17 protein-coding genes and 1 pseudogene are annotated in these 18021 nt (G+C 70.2%); 3 read left to right on the top strand and 15 right to left on the bottom strand.

From position 1 onward, the window contains the following. Window positions 1-63: 63 nt before the first annotated feature. Window positions 64-576, top strand: a complete 513-nt coding sequence (locus tag EV562_RS08580; protein ID WP_133886109.1) for an ATP-binding protein — start codon at window positions 64-66, stop codon at window positions 574-576. 93 nt (window positions 577-669) lie between these two features. On the opposite strand, the gene EV562_RS08575 is transcribed toward EV562_RS08580, so the two are convergent. The 13 genes and pseudogenes from EV562_RS08575 to EV562_RS08515 form a co-directional block, all read right to left on the bottom strand. Then, window positions 670-1359 (bottom strand): GAF and ANTAR domain-containing protein, encoded by a 690-nt coding sequence (locus tag EV562_RS08575; RefSeq protein WP_133886108.1) that lies wholly within the window; start codon window positions 1357-1359, stop codon window positions 670-672. Window positions 1360-1661: 302 nt separating this feature from the next. Then, complete coding sequence (locus EV562_RS08570; protein ID WP_133886107.1) at window positions 1662-1964, bottom strand: DUF6342 family protein; 303 nt, start codon at window positions 1962-1964, stop codon at window positions 1662-1664. A 139-nt stretch (window positions 1965-2103) separates the two neighbouring features. After that, window positions 2104-2403 (bottom strand): DUF6342 family protein, encoded by a 300-nt coding sequence (locus EV562_RS08565; protein ID WP_133886106.1) that lies wholly within the window; start codon window positions 2401-2403, stop codon window positions 2104-2106. A gap of 200 nt (window positions 2404-2603) precedes the next feature. Then, window positions 2604-2900, bottom strand: coding sequence for a DUF6342 family protein (locus EV562_RS08560; RefSeq protein WP_133886105.1), 297 nt, complete (start codon window positions 2898-2900; stop codon window positions 2604-2606). Window positions 2901-3149: 249 nt separating this feature from the next. Further along, window positions 3150-4523 carry a beta-propeller fold lactonase family protein gene (locus EV562_RS08555; RefSeq protein WP_243860005.1) on the bottom strand — a complete coding sequence of 458 codons (1374 nt, stop codon included), beginning with the start codon at window positions 4521-4523 and terminating at the stop codon, window positions 3150-3152. 361 nt (window positions 4524-4884) lie between these two features. After that, the gene (locus EV562_RS08550) at window positions 4885-5391 is read right to left on the bottom strand and encodes a hypothetical protein (protein ID WP_133886103.1); all 507 of its coding nucleotides are present in this window, start codon (window positions 5389-5391) and stop codon (window positions 4885-4887) included. Between the two features lie 616 nt (window positions 5392-6007). Further along, window positions 6008-6106: pseudogene (locus EV562_RS35985) on the bottom strand (3-oxoacyl-ACP reductase); the annotation flags it as partial. After that, complete coding sequence (locus tag EV562_RS08540) at window positions 6103-7074, bottom strand: fumarylacetoacetate hydrolase family protein (RefSeq protein WP_133886102.1); 972 nt, start codon at window positions 7072-7074, stop codon at window positions 6103-6105. The pseudogene EV562_RS35985 and the gene EV562_RS08540, both read right to left, overlap by 4 nt. 308 nt (window positions 7075-7382) lie before the next feature. Next, entirely contained in the window at window positions 7383-8321 is a 939-nt protein-coding gene (locus tag EV562_RS08535) for a VOC family protein (protein ID WP_133886101.1), read from the bottom strand. 4 nt (window positions 8322-8325) lie between these two features. Then, complete coding sequence (locus EV562_RS08530; protein ID WP_208298321.1) at window positions 8326-9324, bottom strand: amidohydrolase family protein; 999 nt, start codon at window positions 9322-9324, stop codon at window positions 8326-8328. Between the two features lie 35 nt (window positions 9325-9359). Continuing rightward, complete coding sequence (locus tag EV562_RS08525) at window positions 9360-10490, bottom strand: FAD-dependent oxidoreductase (RefSeq protein WP_133886099.1); 1131 nt, start codon at window positions 10488-10490, stop codon at window positions 9360-9362. 24 nt (window positions 10491-10514) lie between these two features. Continuing rightward, window positions 10515-11477, bottom strand: a complete 963-nt coding sequence (locus EV562_RS08520; protein ID WP_133886098.1) for a cyclase family protein — start codon at window positions 11475-11477, stop codon at window positions 10515-10517. Then, window positions 11474-12475, bottom strand: coding sequence for a fumarylacetoacetate hydrolase family protein (locus tag EV562_RS08515; RefSeq protein ID WP_133886097.1), 1002 nt, complete (start codon window positions 12473-12475; stop codon window positions 11474-11476). The genes EV562_RS08520 and EV562_RS08515 overlap by 4 nt, the downstream gene beginning before the upstream one ends. Window positions 12476-12602: 127 nt before the next feature. Between EV562_RS08515 and EV562_RS08510 the strand changes: the two genes are divergently transcribed. Further along, entirely contained in the window at window positions 12603-13520 is a 918-nt protein-coding gene (locus EV562_RS08510) for a LysR family transcriptional regulator (protein ID WP_133886096.1), read from the top strand. Window positions 13521-13869: 349 nt separating this feature from the next. Here EV562_RS08510 and EV562_RS08505 read toward each other — a convergent pair whose 3' ends face one another. After that, the gene (locus EV562_RS08505; RefSeq protein ID WP_133886095.1) at window positions 13870-14835 is read right to left on the bottom strand and encodes a glycoside hydrolase family 6 protein; all 966 of its coding nucleotides are present in this window, start codon (window positions 14833-14835) and stop codon (window positions 13870-13872) included. Window positions 14836-15043: 208 nt separating this feature from the next. On the opposite strand from EV562_RS08505, the gene EV562_RS08500 reads away from it, so the two are divergent. Next, window positions 15044-16057 carry a LacI family DNA-binding transcriptional regulator gene (locus EV562_RS08500; RefSeq protein ID WP_166661675.1) on the top strand — a complete coding sequence of 338 codons (1014 nt, stop codon included), beginning with the start codon at window positions 15044-15046 and terminating at the stop codon, window positions 16055-16057. Window positions 16058-16364: 307 nt separating this feature from the next. On the opposite strand, the gene EV562_RS08495 is transcribed toward EV562_RS08500, so the two are convergent. Continuing rightward, complete coding sequence (locus EV562_RS08495; RefSeq protein ID WP_133886094.1) at window positions 16365-17975, bottom strand: glycoside hydrolase 43 family protein; 1611 nt, start codon at window positions 17973-17975, stop codon at window positions 16365-16367. Window positions 17976-18021: the final 46 nt, after the last annotated feature.

Below are 18021 nucleotides of genomic sequence, written 5' to 3'. Positions count from 1 at the left end.
CTGCCCGTCCCCTCAAGAGGGAACCAAGCGCACAAAACGCTACGACCGAGAGTGACGATCTTCATGTCTCAACCGCTTATGAAGCAGGCGGAGGGGCAGGGACCGGACAACCCTCTGCGTCGGCACCTGGCCTGGAGCGGCTCTCCGCCCCCGGCCGCCCGGGCACGGGCCGAAGCCGACGCACTGCTGTCCGCCCTGCGGCACACCCACCAGGGGCCGGTACCGCCCCGTATTGCCGACGACGTCCGGCTCGTGGTCAGCGAACTGGTCACAAACGCCGCACGGCACGCCCCCGGACCGGGCCGCCTGGACCTCCAGGTGGCCGACCACGGCCGCACGGTGCGGATCACCGTCCGGGACACCTCTTCCGCCATGCCCCAGCCCCGGCCGGTCGATCCGCGCCGCCCAGGAGGTCACGGCCTGGAGATCGTCAGGGCCCTCAGCAGGCGCCTCACCGTCCAGCGCACCGACGAGGGCAAGCAGATCACGGCGGAGCTGACCCTCCACCAGCGCCGCACCTCTCCGCGCCCCGAGCGGGTCCAGGTGGACCGAACACCCGACGGAACCTCGGGATAGAGGTCGGCAACCGCAACCGCAACCGCACCCTCACCCGGCACGGCGCGCAGACGCCGCCCCGGCACGGCCGCCGCCCGGCGTGCACCTTTCCGGTCAGCGGCGGTCGTGCTCGGCGCGGAACGTCTGCGCCACGTCGCGCAGCTTGATGTTGTGGTGCTGGGAGAGGCGGCGCAGCACGTTGAAGGCGTCGTCTTCGCTCATGCGGTGGCGTTCCATGAGGATGCCCATGGCTTCGCCGATGGCGTGGCGGGTCTCCATGGCGTTTTCGAGCTGGTCGATGGTGCGGGCGCTGGCCAGGGCGACGGCTGCGTGGGAGGCGAGCATCCAGCCGGCGGTCTCGATGTCCTCGGTGAAGGTGCCGGGGCGGCGGGCGTAGAGGTTGAGGGCGCCGAAGTCTTCGTCGTCGGTGTAGAGGAGGATGCCGGTCATGCTGCCGATACCCAGCTCGCGGGCGGCCTTGGCGTAGGCCGGCCAGTCCGGCCGGGGCCGGGTCATGTCCTCGATCCGGTAGGTGCGCTCGCCGTCCTTGTGGCGGGCCAGGTCGTAACACGGGCCCTCGCCCAGCTCGCCCTGGATACGGTCGGAGGTTTCCACCATGTCCCCGCACGAGGACAGGGTGATCGCCTTGCCCTTGCGGACCGCCAGGATCCCGGCCGCGTCACAGCCCTCGACCAGATCCACCGCGGCAGCCGAGATCGCGTCCAGCGTCTCCTGGACCGTCTCCTTCTCCAGCAGATCCCGGGCCAGTACAGCCATCTGTTGAGCGAACCTCTGCCACTGCATCCCGCCACCACCCGCCTAGGGCACATCCGTCGAGCCGTCCGCTCACCCTAAGCCCCCTCGACACGCCCGCCGTCCAGCCATGGGGGAAGGATGTCGGAAACCCATCCGACCGGGTGTGCCGTGTGCCGTGTGCCGTTCCGGACGTCATGCCTTCCGTGTCCCACCGTCCATGCCGATCCCTGCAGCGGTGAGTGCCCACCGGCATCCGCGTCGGCGACGAGGTCATCGCCGCCCAAGGCGGTGAGTGAAACGCCGGGGGTCGCCGCCCGGCCGGCCGGGCGGCGACCCCCTTCCGCCTGGACTCAGTCGTGCGACATGTCGCCCCAGTTCTCCTGGGAGACGTTGCCGGCGAGGTAGAGGTTTCCCTGCGAGTCCAGGATCGCGACGATCTTCTTGTCGGTGCCGTGGTAGGTCGTGAAGTAGAACTTGTTCTTCACGTGGTCCACTTCGAGGTTGGTGTTGATCGACAGCTCGATGCTCTGCGGGCTGCTGATGAGGACGTCTTTCTTCGCCCAGTAGAGATGGTTCTGCCGCAGCTTGACGCGACCGTTGCCGTCGCCTTCCCAGTTCTCGTCCGTGGCTGAGCCGAGGTCGATGTCGGGCATGGAGTTCCCCCCTGTGGTCCGCGGCGGTCCCCCAGGGAAACCGCCGCTCTGATGAAGCAAGGTCGTGGCCGGATGAGCGGCGTCACCATCCGGTGGGGGCGCACCCGCTTCGGGCGCGCAGGAGCGGTGGGACCGCGTCCTAGTAGGTCAGGTTCTTCTGCTCTGTGATCAGCCGGCCGGCGAGGCGCAGGTTGCCGGACGAGTCCAGCACCGCGAGGATCCGCTCTTGGCTGCCGTGGTGGGTGGTGAAGAAGAACTTGTCGGCTTCCTGGCTGCTGGAGTGGTTCGTGTTCACCGACAGCTCGATGCTCTCCGGGCCGCTGATGAGCACGTCCTTCTTCTCCGAGTCCGGGTAGACCCGGCTCTGCGTCAGCTTGACGCGGCCGTTGTAGTCGCCGGTCTTCACATCCGATGCCACGCCGAGGTCGATGTCGGGCATGGAGATCCTCCCCTTACGGTTCGCGGAAGCCCCTGAGGAACCGCCGCACTCTGGTGGAAACAAGATCGTGGCCGGGTGAACGGCGTCATCACCCGCAAGGCGTACGCACCGTGCGCGGGCCCTGGTACCGCCTCCTGGTACCGCCTCTCCGGTCCGGCTGCCGCACCGGAGAGGCGGAGACCGGCTGGGGCGGCCTCCCGTCAGGTCAGGTATCCCTGATTGGGGAAGACCTTGCCGGCGATGGACATGTGGCCGTCGGAGTCGATCACGGCGATGACCTTCTTCGTGCTGCCGTGGTGGGCCGTGAAGTAGATCTTGTCGGCTTCCTGGCTGCTGGACAGGTTGGTGTTCACCAACAACTCGATGCTCACCGGCGACCCGACGACCACGTCCTTCTTCGCCGGGTTCGACTGGCCCTTGCTCTGCGTCAGCTTCACGCGGCCGTGGAAGTCACCGTCCTCCCAGTCATCCGCTGCGCCGAGGTCGATGTCAGGCATGGAGACCCTCCCCTTCGGTCCCGCGGGGTGCCCGTGAGGACACGTCCGCGCTCCAGTGAATACAACTTCGTTGCCAGGTACGGCACTTGGTGACGCGAACTGATCAGGAATCTACCTAGCGAGGCCGCGAAATAAGCACTCTCGACAGGAAATTTCCGATAAGGACTGACTTCGATGCACTTTGATTGTTTTTGCCCAGTGCGCACGCCCCGAGGGCACCACACGCCACTCGCGTTCCCGACCCCTTTGTCAGGGGCAGCTGACGAGGACGATGGACAGGGCGGTGCAGGTGACGGCCGCGCTGTCGTTGGCCGGGTTGGGATCGACGGGCGCGGAGGCGGTTCGCACGCCGGTGACGGTGACCGGGCCGAGTGTCAGCAGGTTCAGCGGGACTCGGAAGGTCTTGCTCACGCTCGTGCCGGCGGGGACGGGTCCGTAGGTGCAGGTCACCGTGGTGTTCGCGGAGGTGCATCCGGCGGCGAGGTCGGTGGCCGAGGCGCCGGCGGGAAGCGTGGCGGTGAGGGTCGCCGAGGTGAGGGCGCCGGGACCGGTGTTGCGTTCGGTGAGGGTGTAGCCGAGGTACGGCACCAGAATGCCCAGGTGCGGCCGGGCGGCGAGGTCGACGTCGATGTCCGAGGTCGGCGGCGCGGGCTTGAAGGTCATGCCGTAGGGGCCGGTGAAACCGGTGATCGTCGAGGTGACGGTATTGGTGGCGGTGTCGATCACCGAAACGGTGTTGCCGGACTGATTGGTGGTGTAGACGGCTGTGCCGGACGGGTTGATTCTGGCCTGGGCCGGGTTCTTGCCGACCGGCACGGTCGCGGTGACGGTGCCGGTCGCGGTGTCGACGACGGAGACGGTGGAGCTGCCGTAGTCGGCGATGTAGGCCCGCGCGCCGGCCGCGTCGAACGACACGCCGTTGGGAGCCGTCCCGACCGGAATGGTGGCGCTGACGGTGTTGGTGGCGGTGTCGATGACGGAGACCGTGTTCGTGCCGTTGTTCGTGACGTAGGCGAAGGCTCCGGTAGGGCTGACGGCCACGCCCGAGGGGGCGCTGCCGACCGGAATGGTCGCGGTGACCGTGTCGGTCGCGGTGCCGATGACGGAGACCGTGTCCGCGTAGTTGTTCGTGACGTACGCGGTGGTGCCCGAGGGGTTGACCGCCACCCCGTTCGGGCCGCTTCCGACCGTGACGGTGGCGCTGACCGCCGTGGTCGCGGTGTCGATGACCGAGACCGTGTTCGTGCCGTTGTTCGTGACGTACGCGCGCGCTCCGGACGGGGTCAGCGCCACCGTGAGCGGGCTGCTGCCGACGGGAACGGTCGCTGTCACCGCGTTGGTCGCGGTGTCGAGCACCGAGACGGTGTCGCTGCCCAGATTGGTGACGTACGCCTGGGTGCCGGCGGGAGAGACGGCCACATTGGCGGGACTGCTGCCGACCGTGACACTGGCGGTGACGGTGTTGGTGCCCGTGTCGATCACCGAGACGGTGTTGCCGCCGATATTGGCCACGTAGGCGAGCGGGCCGGCCGCGGCGTGCGCGGGCGCGGTCGCGCCCAGCGCCACCACCCCCGTGAGTGCCAGGGCGCCACCCGTGGCAAGGGCGATCAGACGGCGCCCCACGTGGGACAAGGGCCGTCGTGAGCGGGCAGGTGCAGAAGGCAAAGGACTTCCCCCCTCATCAGTCCGCACGCCGACGGCGGGTCCGAAGGACCCGGCAACCGGCGGTCGCGCGGTCGCGCGACTCCACCACCGAGGGATGGTCGTCCCAGGACGGCGGAGCTCTGGCATCACTCCGTACGTCGCACCGCGCCGCCATGGGTTCGCCCCGACCGTGACCTCCGGACCGGTCCGGACGGTCACGCGAGTTCGACCAGCCCTCCCGGGGCGGGCAGCGCGTCGCGCATGCGCGGCACCGTGGGCCACGCCGCTGCGGCAGTCCTCTTCCGGCCTCTGTGGAGCCACGAGGCCGGAAGGGAGCAAGCTATGCCTTGTCGAGGAAGAACCTCTCGTCACCGCCGCCGTTCGCGTTGTACTGGCAGTTCACCGTTCCGCCGGGACCGCTGGCGGTGGTGACCCCGCTGCCGGTCACCATGCGCAGAAAGATGTTCGGGAAGGCCGCCGACTCGAAGGAGAAGGAACCGTCGCTCCGGGCGCGCGCACGGAACTTCTCGTAGGGGCCGATGAAGGACTGGCAGTTGACGGTCCCCCCGGAGCTCATGTCGGTGGGGACGCCGGTGCCGTCCATGCGCAGGAACACGCCGGGAAAGGCAGCCGACTCGAAAGCGTGCGAACCGTCGGCCTGCGGCCGAATCCTGAAGCTCGTCCAGGCGCCGGTGCCGTACTGGCAGTTGACCTTGCCGCCGCCGGGATCGCTGGGGGCGGTCACGCCGGTCCCGTCCATGCGCAGATACACGTTCGCGTAGTGCGCCGACTGGATCGTGATCGGAGTGTCCCCGAGTTTCGCGATGTCGGCTTCGGATAAACCCATGCCGGCCGGTCCTTCCGTCTGGAGATGTCGCGGGCGAAGGAGAGGGGCACCGCAGCCGCCGCGTTGCGCGGCACAGATGCGATGAGGTCATGGCGAAGCCGCGGCAAGGTTCCCGTGCAGCGCCTCCCGCGTCGCGGGGGAGATCCTCTGGGCCGAACCCAGCGGCCCTACCGGGCCGGTGGTCGACTTCCCACGATCGCGAACCGAGAAGTCCGCCAAAGTGCGAGATGGTGCGGAATGCCGCCGCAGCACACGCTTTACCCCCCTTTACCTGCACTGGCAGGCCCCGGCACGGACTGTATTGGGGCGGCAACGCTGTGTCTACACCGAGCGGGTGTGCGCCGGCCCACTCTGGCCTCCGCAGTCACCTTCGAACCCGACATACCGGTCTGATCCAGGGCCCGTGACGCAACCTTCACCCCGATTTGAGAGGGTGGGTCGTACGTACGCTTGGAAGCACATCGGCGGAGAGGTCGCCCGGCTGCTCCTCCGGTGCCGGTTGTTCATCACGCGATCGCACCTCCCCGGACGACGAAGGCTTCATCACGGCCCCGCTGGCTCGCCGCCACTGGGTGGTGTGTCGGCAGCGGCTGCTGGCGCCGATGGAGATGAACGAGCGGGTGAGAGCCTCGGCCTCGGCGGCGCCCTGTCCGCGGGCGGCGCCGGTGACGACGACGACCTTGCCGAGCAGCCTCTTGGGAAGCAGGTCGGTCACGGCCGCTCCCGGGAGCGGCGTCGGCCCGCGGGCAGGGGGACGGGGTCGATGCCGGGGACGACGGTGTTGGTGAGGGTGCCGAGGCCCTCGACGTCGAGGGTGACGGTGTCGCCGGGCTTCAGGGGCGGCGGCGTCTGCTCGCCGCGCCGTCCCCAGAGTTCGGCGAGGCAGCCGCCGTTGCCGCAGGTGCCCGAGCCGAGGACGTCGCCGGGCACGACGCGGGTGCCGCGGGTGGCGTAGGCGGTCATCTCCTCGAAGGTCCAGCTCATGTTGGACAGCAGGTCCTCGCCGACCTTCTCGCCATTTATCTCCGCGGTCAGCGCCAGGCGCAGGAAGCCGTCGGCGTCCCGGTACGGCTCCAGTTCGTCGGCCGTGACGAGGTACGGGCCGAGGGTGGTGGCGGTGTCCTTGCCCTTGCAGGGGCCGAGGCCGACCTTCATCTCGGCGCCCTGGAGGTCGCGGGCGGACCAGTCGTTGAACACGGTGTAGCCGACGATGTGGTCGCGGGCCTGCTCGGGGGTGAGGTCGCGGCCCTCCAGCCCGATCACCGCGCCCACCTCCAGCTCGAAGTCCAGTACGGCCGAGCCGGGCGGCACCGGGATGTCGTCGCGATGCCCGTGGATCGCGTGCGGGTTGGTGAAGTAGAACGTCGGGGCCGCGTACCACTGTTCGGGGACACCGTCCGCACCGTCGAGGGAGCGGCGTACGCCTTCGACGTGCTCCTCGAAGGTGACGAAGTCCCGTACCGACGCCGGCGTCAGCGGCGGCAGCAGCCGCACCTCACGGACGTGGGGGCCGGGTGCCACCCCCAGGGCGGCTCGGCCGGCGGCGAGCAGTCCGGGCAGGCCGTCGGCCTCGGCGAGGAGGTCGGTGAGCGAGGTGACGCCGGGCAGGGGGTAGAGGGTGCCGTCGTCCTCCACGACGGCGACGCGGTGGCGGTGGCGGTGTTCGTAGGCGGCGAAACGCATGGTGCGGCTCCTGGGGGAGGGGGTCGGTCGACGGGGATGCGCATGAGGTCGTGGCCTACGGTGAGGCGGCCCCGCCAGGCGGCCTCCCCGGGCGGAGGCGCGGGCCGCGGCGGCCCACTCGCGGTCGGGGAACCGGGTAGGGTCGGCCGGCGCGAGGTGGCTGAGGACTACGCGGCGCGCCCCCGCGGCGGTGGCGATCTCTCCCACCCCGGCGATGTCGGTGTGGACGGCCTGCCCGCCACTGTCGTCGAGCACATGCGCGAGGGGCGTGGACGCCGCCGCCGCGTCCCCCGCGTACGGGGAGCGGATCAGACCGGCGGGGCGACGAAGACGCCGCGGTCGGGGTCGTTGAAGGACTCCTTGGCGACGAGTTCGTTCATGGGGTTGGCGGTGCCCCACTGGTCGGTGACCTCGGGCTGGGAGAAGTCGTAGACGTGGGGGTGCCAGGTGTCCTCGTCCAGGTTCTCCAGCTCGGTGGTGTACTCGACGGTGTTGCCGTGCGGGTCGAGGAAGTAGGTGAAGGTGTTGTCGCCGGCCATGTGCCGGCCCGGGCCCCAGATCTTCCTGAAGCCCGCTCGCATGACGCGCCCGGAGCCGCGCATGTACTCGTCGATGCCGCGCATCTCGAAGGAGATGTGGTGGAGCGCGGTGTGCGGGCCCTGGGCAATGGCCATGGAGTGGTGCTGGTTGCTGATCCGCATGAAGTGCATGACCTCGCCCATGTGCGGTGAGCTGAGCGTGTCGGAGAGGGCGAAGCCGAGGTGGCGTTCGTACCACTCGCGGGTGCGGTTCAGGTCGGGGGAGTTGAGGACGACGTGGGAGAGTTTGACCGGGACGGCTTCCTTCTCCTCGATCTTGCGGTGCCGCCTGACCCCGACGTCGGCGGAGACCTCGATGGTGCGGCCGTCGACGTCGAAGAACCGGAATCCGTAGCCGCCGCCGGGGGTGTCGACCGTGCCCGGCCGGGAGATCAGCTGCACACCGCCCGCGAGCAGTCGCTCGGCGAGAGTGTCGACGTCGGCTGCGGACGTTGCGCCGTAGGAGACGAGGTCGAGGCGCTTCTCGTCGGCCTTGCGGAGCCGGACGACGTACTGCTCGGGGGAGCCCTCGGCGGCGAGGAAGGAGAGGCCGGAGTCCTCGGCGACCTTGGTCAGTCCCCAGACGCCGGCGTAGAAGTCGAGCTGCTTGTCGTAGTCGGGCACGGCGAGGTCGACGTGCCGCAGGTGGGTGAGAAGGCGGGTGCTCATGGTGTCAGTCCTTCCGGAGGAGGGCGGCGGCGTTGCCGCCCCGGACGGCGTGGAAGTCGGTGTCGGAGAGGCGCGCGGCGCGCAGGGCGCCCACCGGGTCCTCGGTGCCCATGTCGAAGGGGAAGTCGGAACCGAGGAGCACCCGGTCGGCGCCGGCGATCCGGATCAGCTCCCGCAGCACGTGCGGGTCGTGGACGAGGGAGTCGAAGTACAGCCGCCTGAGGTAGCTGCTGGGCAGGTGCGCGCAGCCGGCGCCCGCGTCGGAGCGGGCCGACCAGGCGTGGTCGGAGCGGCCGATGTAGGTGGGCAGGTAGCCGCCGCCGTGCGCGGCGAGCAGCCTCAGCCCCGGGTGGCGGTCCAGCACCCCGGCGAAGATCAGGTGGGACAGCGCGACGGCGTTCTCGGTGGGCTGACCGACCGTGTTGGACAGGTACCACCGGTCCAGGCGTTCGCCGAGCGTGCAGCCGAAGGGGTGCAGGAAGACGAGCGCGCCGGTTTCCCCGGCCCTGGTCCAGAAGGGTTCGTAGGCCGGGTCGGACAGCTCCCGGCCGGGGGCGTGGCTGGAGATCTCCACCCCGGCCAGTCCCTGCTCCAGGGCGTGGTCCAGGGCCCGGACCGCCTGTTCGGGGTGCTGGAGCGGAGCCAGACCGAGTCCGCGCAGCCGCTCGGGGGCGGCCGAACAGTGCACGGCCGTCGCCTCGTTGGCGAGCCGGTACAGCTTCTCGGCCGTGTCCTCGTCGGCCCAGTAGTGGTAGTGCGAGGGGGAAGGGCTGACCAGTTGCACGTCCACGCCCTGGGCGTCCATCGAGGCCAGGCGCACGGCGGGGTCGGTCAGCCTCGGGACGCGCTCGCGCACCATGGGGCCGCTGACGGCGAGGGCGGCGGGGCCGTTGCGGCGGGCGTCCAGCTCCTTGGCCTCGGCGTGGCCGGGCAGGCCGGCGACGAGCGCCTCGACCTCGGGCAGCAGGACGTGGGCGTGCACGTCCACGGTGGGTGTGTGCACGGCTGGAGTGGGCACGGCTGGAGTGGGCACGGCGGTCACGGCAGCTCCCGGAGCAGGGTCATGGTGCGGCCCATCAGGCCGGGCACGTCCGCGTCGCGTACCCCGTCGAGCTGCCACTGTCCGATGCGCACGGACGCCTCCACGACCGGGCGGACGCGGGCGATCCGCCGCTCGTAGTACGCCTGGAACAGGAGGTCGTCCCACTCGTCGGAACCGGTCAGCATCTGCGAGAGCACCCAGGCGTCTTCCAGGGACAGCGCGGCGCCCTGGGCGAGGGTGGGCGGGCAGCAGTGTGCGGCGTCGCCGACGAGTACCACCCGGCCGCGGTGCCAGGAGCCCTCGACCAGCAGCCGGTCGAACCAGGTGTAGTTGACCTTCGCCGGGTCGGTGATGTGCTCGGTGATCTCTGGCCAGTGGCCGCCGTAGGAGGAGGACAGGCGGCGCATTTCGTCGGCGTACGACTCCGGGGGGATCGACGCGCGGTCACGGCTGGCCTCTACGACGTACGCGTACAGGGTGGTCTCGCTGGTGGGGCAGTAGCCGGCGATGTAGGCCGGGCCGCCGTAGGCGAGGTCGGTACGGGTGACGCCCGCCGGACGCGGGGCGGCGATGCGCCAGATGGCCATGCCGGTCGGTTCGGGCTTGTCGGTGATGCCGATCGCGGCGCGGGTGGCGGAGCCGAGGCCGTCGGCGGCGACCACGAGGTCGTACCGGTGCTCGGTGCCGTCGGAGAGGCGCACGGAGACGCCGTCGGCGTCCTGGCCGAGGATCTCGGGGGTGGTGCCGAGGCGGACGGTGGCGCCGCCGGCGCGCACGGCGTCGATGAGGATCTGCTGGAGCCGGGGGCGCTGCATGCCGACGGTGGCGGGCAGGTCGTCGCCGCCGGTGCGCAGGTCGTCCTGGGTGTGCAGGACGGTGCCGTCGGGGGCGGTGATGCCGACGGAGCCGAAGCCGAAGCCCGATGCCTCCACCTGTTCCCAGACACCCAGTTCGCGCAGGACGCGCAGGGCGTTGCCCTGGAGGGTGATACCGGAGCCGGCGGTGGCGTTCCAGTCCTCCTTGGCCTCGACCAGGTCCACGGTGAGGCCGGCGCGGCGCAGCAGGACCGTCACGGCGTTGCCCGCCGCACCCCCGCCGATCACCAGGACCCTACGGGTCGTACTCATGAGGAACTCCCTTGCTCGGCCGGGCTACTTGACGGCGATCGGGTTGACGGGTGAGCCGACCGCGCCGGTGATGGGCAGGGGCGCGGCGGTGAGCCAGAACGCGTACGCCCCGTCGGCCGCGCAGTCCTCGGCCAAGGCCTCCAGGTCCCACATCTCGCCGATCAGCAGGCCGATGTGGGGGATGGCGACCTGGTGCAGCGGCTGGAAGGCGTGCTCGAACTCGTTCGGGCGGACCTCGAAGCCCCAGGTGTCGGTGGCGATCGCGGCGATCTCGCTGCCGTGCAGCCAGCCGGCCGTGGTGAACGACAGGCCGGGCGCGGGCCCGCCGGCGTAGTCGCCCCAGCCGTCGCGGCGTACCCGGGCGAGCTGGCCGGTGCGGACGAGGACGATGTCGCCGCGATCCACCCGCACACCGTGGGCCTCGGCGGTCGCGGACAGGTGCTCCTCGGTGATCGCGAAGCCGTCCGGCAGTTCCCCGCGCTCGCCGACGACCCGGCCGACGTCCAGGAGCACACCGCGTCCGGCGACGTGCGGGGCCATGTGCTCGATGCCGGTGACCAGGTCACCGTCGGAGGTGACGACCTGCTCCGCCGGGCGCCCGTTCCACGCCTTGCCGTGGTCGAAGATGTGACCGAGCCCGTCCCACTGGGTGGAGCACTGCAGCGGCATCGCTATGACGTCGTCGGCGCCGCCGATCCCGTGCGGCAGGCCCTGGTTGCCGAGGGCCGCGTCGGTGCCGGTGTCCAGCATGGTGTGCACCGGGTTGGTGCGGCGGCGCCAGCCCTTCTGCGGGCCGTCGATGTCGAAGCGCTGCGAGAGGGAGAAACTGACACCCCGGCGGATCAGTGCGGCACCTTCGCGGCGCTTGGCCTCGTCGAGGAAGTTGAGCGTGCCGAGCACGTCGTCCGCTCCCCAGCGGCCCCAGTTCGAGCAAGCCTTCGCGGTCCGGGCGATCGAGCCCTCGGGATCGGTGCGGTCCAGCGTCACCGGGCCACCTCCGCCACGCAGCGGGTGCGCTGGGCGCCGAGCCCTGTGATGGAGGCGTCCATGACGTCGCCGTCGCGCAGCAGCCGGCCCCAGTGCATGCCGTTGCCGGCGGGGGAGCCGGTGAGCACCAGGTCGCCGGGGAGGAGGCGGGCGGTCTGTGAGGCGTGGGAGACCATCCGGGCCACGTCGAAGATCATGTCCTTGGTCGACTCCTCCTGCATGGTCTCGCCGTTGAGCTTCAGCGTCAGACGCAGGTCGCCCGGGTCCGCGATCGACGCGGTGGACACGATCCAGGGTCCGAGCGGGGTGAACCCGGGGGCGTTCTTGCTGCGCAGCCAGTCGGTGCCGATCTGCGGCATGTCCCGGCGGAAGACGGTGGCCCGGTCGGTGAGGTCGTTGGCGATGGTGTAGCCCGCGACGTGGTCCAGGGCTTCCTCGACGGACACCTGGTAGGCCGGGCGGCCGATCACCGCGGCCAGTTCCAGTTCCCAGTCGGGCTTCTCGGCCCACGCGGGCAGCGCGACGTCGTCGTAGGGGCCGGTGATCGCGCTCGGCAGGCCGATGAACACGTACGGCAGGTCCTCGGCGGCCCGCCGGTCCATGATCTCCGCGGCCTCCGCGCGCCGCTCCTCCTCCGGCCGGTCGTCGCCCGGGGCCCGATGGGCGACGTGCAGATCGATCACGTGCTGCCGGTAGTTGGCGCCGGACTGGAACACCTGGCGCGGCTCGACCGGTGCATGCACCCGGAAGTCCGCCAGCGGCGTGCGCCGTGGCGCGCTGCCGCCGGCCAGGGCCGTCAGCCGGGGCAGCACCGCCTCCCAGTCGTTCAGGAGGTCCCGCACGCTCAAGTCGACGTCGTCCAGGGCGTCTCGCAGGTCGATCACCTGGGCGTCGGGGGTGACGAGAGCGGGGAAGGCGGCCCCTTCGAGGGCCGAGAGGGTGGCGAGGGCGAAGGGTCCGGCGAAGAGGGCGGACGCGGCTTCAGGTTTCACGGGCATGTCCTCCTGATGGCGATGGCACTAATCTGGACTCGCCACCCGCAATCAGGGAAATAGATTCCATGGATGACAGCCATCCAGGAGCCGAATTTCCGCAGGTCATCGCCGGACAACGAGAAAAGTCGCCGTGAATCTCAGTCGCCTGGACCTCAACCTCGTCGTCGCCCTGCGCGCCCTCCTCGAAGAGCGCAACGTCACCCGCGCCGGACAGCGCGTCGGCCTCAGCCAGCCGGCGATGAGCGCGGCGCTCTCCCGCCTGCGCAAGCACTTCGACGACGACCTGCTGGCCCGGGTCGGCGGCCACTACGAACTCACCGCCCTCGGACAAGTCCTCCTAGACCGCGCGTCCACCGCCTACGACCTGCTGGAACGGCTCTTCGCCAGCCAGGCGGACTTCGACCCGGCCAAGGAGAGCCGTGAGTTCAAGCTCGTGGCGTCCGACTACGCGGTCGCCGTCTTCGGCACCGAACTCGCCCGGGTCGTGCACCAGGAGGCCCCCGGCATCCGGCTGCGCTTCGCCCAGACGCCGACCACCGTGGTGGACGCCACGGACACCCTGCTGAGCACCACCGACGGCCTGCTCATGCCGCACGGCGTCATCAGCGACTTCCCCGCCACCGACCTCTACCAGGACCGATGGGTCTTCCTCGTCGCCGACGACCACCCGAGCGTCGACGGCCGGCTGACCAGGGAGGACCTGGCCCGGCTGCCCTGGGTCACCTACCAGCGCACCTACGACGCCCCGGCCGTCCGCCAGCTCGGCATGCTGGGCATCGAACCCCGAGTCGAGGTCTCCGTCGACAGCTTCCAGATCATCCCGCTGCTGGTGGCCGGAACCCGGCGCATCGCCCTGGTCCAGGCCCGCCTCGCCCGGCTCCTCGCCCCACTCGCCGCCGTGCGTGTGGTGGAGCCGCCCTACGAGGCGGTGCCGCTGCGCGAGGCGATGTGGTGGCACCCGGTCCACACCCACGACGCGGCCCACATCTGGCTGCGCGAGACCGCCGCCCGGGTCGGCAAGCGGATGGCCGACGAGCCGCAGGGGTGAGCGAGCCCCGTACACGCGGAGGACCTGTCCACGTTGCGGATGGAAGCCATCCGCAACGCGAATGACGTCAAGGATGGGCAGGGCCGCCCGGCGGCGGCATGCTCGGACGGGGGCCCGTCGCAAGCGACTGAGCCTGACGATCCCGGCCCAGGACCTCAGCGTCCGGTCCCGGAGAACCTGAGCCTTCGCCGCTTCAACCTCACGATGCCCACAGGCGTCAAACCGGTCACCGACGCGGCGGCCCGGGTGATGGGGGGCCACGTCGGCCCCTCTCCGGTGAGATGGTCGGGGGAGTGCCCGCCGCCCCGGCGGACTGCTGGTCGCCTGTGCGGGCGGCGGGAGTCCTCAATCAGTAGCCGTAGATCATCTTGTAGGCGACCTCGGGGAGGAACTGGCCGGCCGTGGAGCCGGTTCCGACACCGCAGTTGCCGTCGGACTCACCCGGAGTTTTGATCCACAGGAGCATCTCGGCGCCTCCGCCCGTCCGGGTGGGCGTGCCGATGCGGCGGCCGGAGGGGTTGCACCACTGGCCGTCGGAGCCGTTGCCGTTGCGGCTGGTGTCCACGACGAACGGCTTGGTGTAGCCGTAGCGGGCGGCCAGTTCGTTGTTGACGGCGTTGCCGTAGGCGGTGTTCTCGGCGGTGGTGATGTAGTTGGAGACGTTGAGCGAGAAGCCGTGGGCCTGTCGGAGGCCGGCTTCGTGGAGGCGCCGGGCCATGGTCGCCGCGTCGGCCCAGCGCGGGTTGCCGGCGTCCATGTAGACCCAGGTGTTGGGGGCTTGGCGGTTGAACTCGGCGAGGGCACCGGTGAGCATGGCCTCGCGCTCGTCGATCTGGGCCTGGGTCATGCAACCGTAGTCTCCGAGGGAGTCCGGTTCGAGGATGACGACGGCCGGGCGGGTTGAGATGCCTCCGGCGAACTGGGCGATCCAGTCGGCGTAGGCGGACGGCGAGGCGGCTCCGCCGGCGGAGTGCCCGCCGCAGTAGTCACGGTGGTAGATGTTGTAGGCGACGAGGATGGGCAGCTTGTCCCGGTAGTCCGCCGCTCCGACGTAGGCACCTGTCGCGGTGCCGATGGTGCCGCTCCAGGAGCCGAACCAGCGGGCCATCGGTGTGTTGGCGATGGAGGCGTCGATCGCGGCGGCCCGGCCGTCGCCGGGGTTGGCGGCCACCCACCGCCTCGCGCTCGAGTCGGGGTCCGCGTAGAACCCGTTGGTCATGGTGGTGGGGTCGGCCGCGTGGGCGGAGGGTGTGGCGGCGAATGCCAGCGGCAGAGCACAGAGCGCTGCCATCAGGGTGCGGAGTCTGCGGCTCAAGACAGTACCTCGATTTCAGAGGATGTGCGCTTTGGGAGCGCTCCCACTGGAAGCGGTCCCAATCGTGTGGGTGAGTGATTGAGCTGTCAATAGTCAGCGCAGCGTTCGACTTTCACAGGGGGTTCGGGTCCTGTGGGCCACTGAACTGGAAGCGGTCCCATCTCATACGGTCCTTGAGCGCTCCTCGCCTGTGGAAGACTCACGAGTCATGGCAGAAGCAGCGCCGCGTCGGCATCCGACGCTCGACGAGGTGGCCGAACGCGCCGGTGTTTCCCGCTCGGTGGCCTCCCGCGCCCTCAACAACGCCCCGCACGTCAGCCGCGCCAAGCGCGAGGCTGTCGAACGGGCCGTGCGACAACTCGGTTACGTACCCAATCCGACCGCCCGCGCGCTGGCCACCCGTCAGACGGGAGCGGCCGCCCTGGTCGTCTCGGGAGAGGATCCGTCGATCTTCGCCGATCCGTTCTTCGCCCGGGTGATCGTAGGGGCGTCGGCCGCCCTGGACGAGGCGGACCTGCATCTGATGCTGTGCCTGGCCGCTTCCGACCGGGGCCGCAAGCGGGTCGAGGAGCTCCTGCGGTCCAGGGGCGCGGACGGTGTGATGCTGATGGCGCTGCGCGAGGACGATCCGCTGACCCGGATGGCCGACGAGGCGCAGATGCCCGTCGTGTTCGGCGGGCGCCCGGTCGGTTCGGCTCCTCGATGGTACGTGGACGTGGACAACGTCGGCGGAGCGCGCGAGGCGACCGAGTATCTGGTCTCACTCGGCCGGAGGCGCGTGGCCGTGATCTGCGGGCGTCTGGACACCGCGGCCGGGCGCGCCCGGTACCGCGGCTACCGGGACGCCCTGCTGGGCGCCGGTCTCGATCCGTTCCCGCCGCTGGAGGGGGACTTCACGGAGCGCAGCGGAGCCGCAGGCATGGCCGCGCTGCTGGCGGAACATCCCGACGTGGACGGAGTGTTCGCCGCCAACGACAATATGGCGATGGGAGCGCTGCGCACCGTGCGGGAGGCCGGCCGACGGGTCCCCGCCGACGTCGCCGTGGTCGGCTTCGACGACCTGACGGTCGCCCAGATCGCCGATCCGCCGCTCACCACCGTCCATCAGCCTGTAGAGGCTCTCGGGCGGGAGATGGCGCGCATGCTCGTCGCGCTCGTCAACGGGCAGGACCCCACCCCACTGGTCCTCCCCACCCGCCTGGCCGTCCGGGCCAGCGCCTGACTCGTCACCGTCCGGGAGGGGCGGGCCCCGGTCCGAACGGGTTGCTCTCGGACGCGGCGCGGGGCGTCCAGGGAGCCAGCCAGGGTGGTCGAGGTCCAGCGGAAGCGGCGCCCGTCGTCCGATCCGATGGCTTGGGTGCTGGTTGCAGCCTGCCTCTTTTGCTGATGCCGGTCGCGGTGGCGGGTTCATCAGGACGGTCGCGGCCGGCACGCTCAGGATGGATGGCCGGCGAAAACCGAGCTGTTCCAGCGGGCTCATGGTTCTCCTGGTCGGGGCGTGGGCCGGGCGCTGCGGTCGATGGATCGGTTCAGGGTGTGGACACCTCGAACCGTGTGACGCGGACCGCGCCGCCCAGGGCCTGAGTGGCGTGGTTGAAGAGGGCGAACCGGTATCCCATGAAGAACCGCCAGTCGTTGCCCATGGAGAAGGCGGGTCCGAGAGGGGTGAACGTGATGCCGTCGGTGCTGTAGGAGAAGGTCCCGGGGCGCGGTGCGCCAGGGCGGATGTCCGCGTTCGCGCGCAGCCGGATGAGGCCGCCGGAGACGGGCGCGCTCGCGATCTCGGTGCCGGTGCCGGTGGTGTTCCAGTTGCTGTCCATGGTCAGCCCGGTGACCATCACCACCCGTGTCGCACCGCCGTCGCGCTTGAGGCCGATCCAGGCGGAGGAGTCACGCAGCAGCGCAAGCCCGGCCCGGTCGCCGTCCCGCATCGCGGAGTGGTCGAGCTGGACCGTGGCGGTGGAGGTGGGGCCCTGAATGCGGTGCGTGAGGGTGTTGCGGGCCCAGTAGAGGTCGTGGGTGACGGTCGCGGTCCGCAGCGTCAGGCCGTCGCCGACCGACCACTTGGTGTTGTCGGGGTTGTGGTTCCACTCCCATCTCGGTTTCAGGGTCGTCCCGTCGAAGGTGTCGACGCCGGTCATCGGGGTGACCTGGCGGGGCGGAGTGGGTACGGCCGGACTGGGATACGTGGTGCCCCACGCGCCGTTGACGAGCTGTACGACGGGCCAGCCGTCCGCGGTCCAGGTGACCGGTGCCAGGGCGGGCATGCGGCCGCCGGGGTAGGCGTCGACGAAGGCCATGTAGTACCAGGCGCCGCTCTGCGTCCGCACCAGCCCGCCCTGGTGGGGTACACCGCCGCCGGGGATCGGTCCGCGCAGGTCGAGGAGGACCTGCCGCATCGTGTACGGGCCGAAGGGGCCGCTCGAGGACCTGAGGATGTACTGGCCGTTCGCGGGACGGGTCAGGAAGATGTAGTACTGCCCGTTGATCTTGTAGAACCGGGCGCCCTCCAAGGTGCCGACGCTGGACGGTGTCCTGAACACCTCTTGCGTACGGACCTGGTTGCGGCCGTCGGGCGAGAGCTGGGCCACGCTGAGGGTGGTGTTGCCGTACGCCACGTAGAGGGTGTCGTCGGTGTCGACGAGCAGGCCGGCGTCGTAGTAGGGGGTGCTGATCGTCGTCAGCCTGTTCCACGGCCCCTCCACCGCGGTGGCGGTGTAGAGGTACGTCCGGGCGAAGTCGATCTGGCCGAGCCAGTAGAAGGTCCTGTTGCTGGGCCGGTAGGCCAGTGACGAGGCCCAGATTCCTCTGACGTAGCCGCGGGCGCCGTTCAGGTCGTACTTGGCGCCGAAGTCGAGGACGGGTACCGAATGGCCGGCGATCTCCCAGTTCACCAGGTCGTACGACCGCAGAACGGGCGCGCCCGGCGAGTAGTGCATCGTCGAGGCCGAGGCGTAGTAGGTGTCGCCGACGCGAAGGATGTCGATGTCCGCGAAGTCCTGCCAGATCACCGGGTTCGTGTACTGCGCCGCGGTCGCGAGGGCGGGCCCAGGGGGGAGGAGGGCGCCGGCGGCCAGACCGGTGGCGGCCGCGAGCGCGCGGCGACGAGTGAGATTTTGTTGCGACCATGACATATCCATGGAGGTGTTCACCTCGAGTTCATCGATCGGAATGGCTCTGCGCATC

Origin of the sequence: Streptomyces sp. BK208, assembly GCF_004364245.1 — a bacterium.
Taxonomy (GTDB): domain Bacteria; phylum Actinomycetota; class Actinomycetes; order Streptomycetales; family Streptomycetaceae; genus Streptomyces.
Note: the sequence above shows the minus strand (reverse complement) of the source record. Positions and strands in the feature narration are given on the sequence as shown.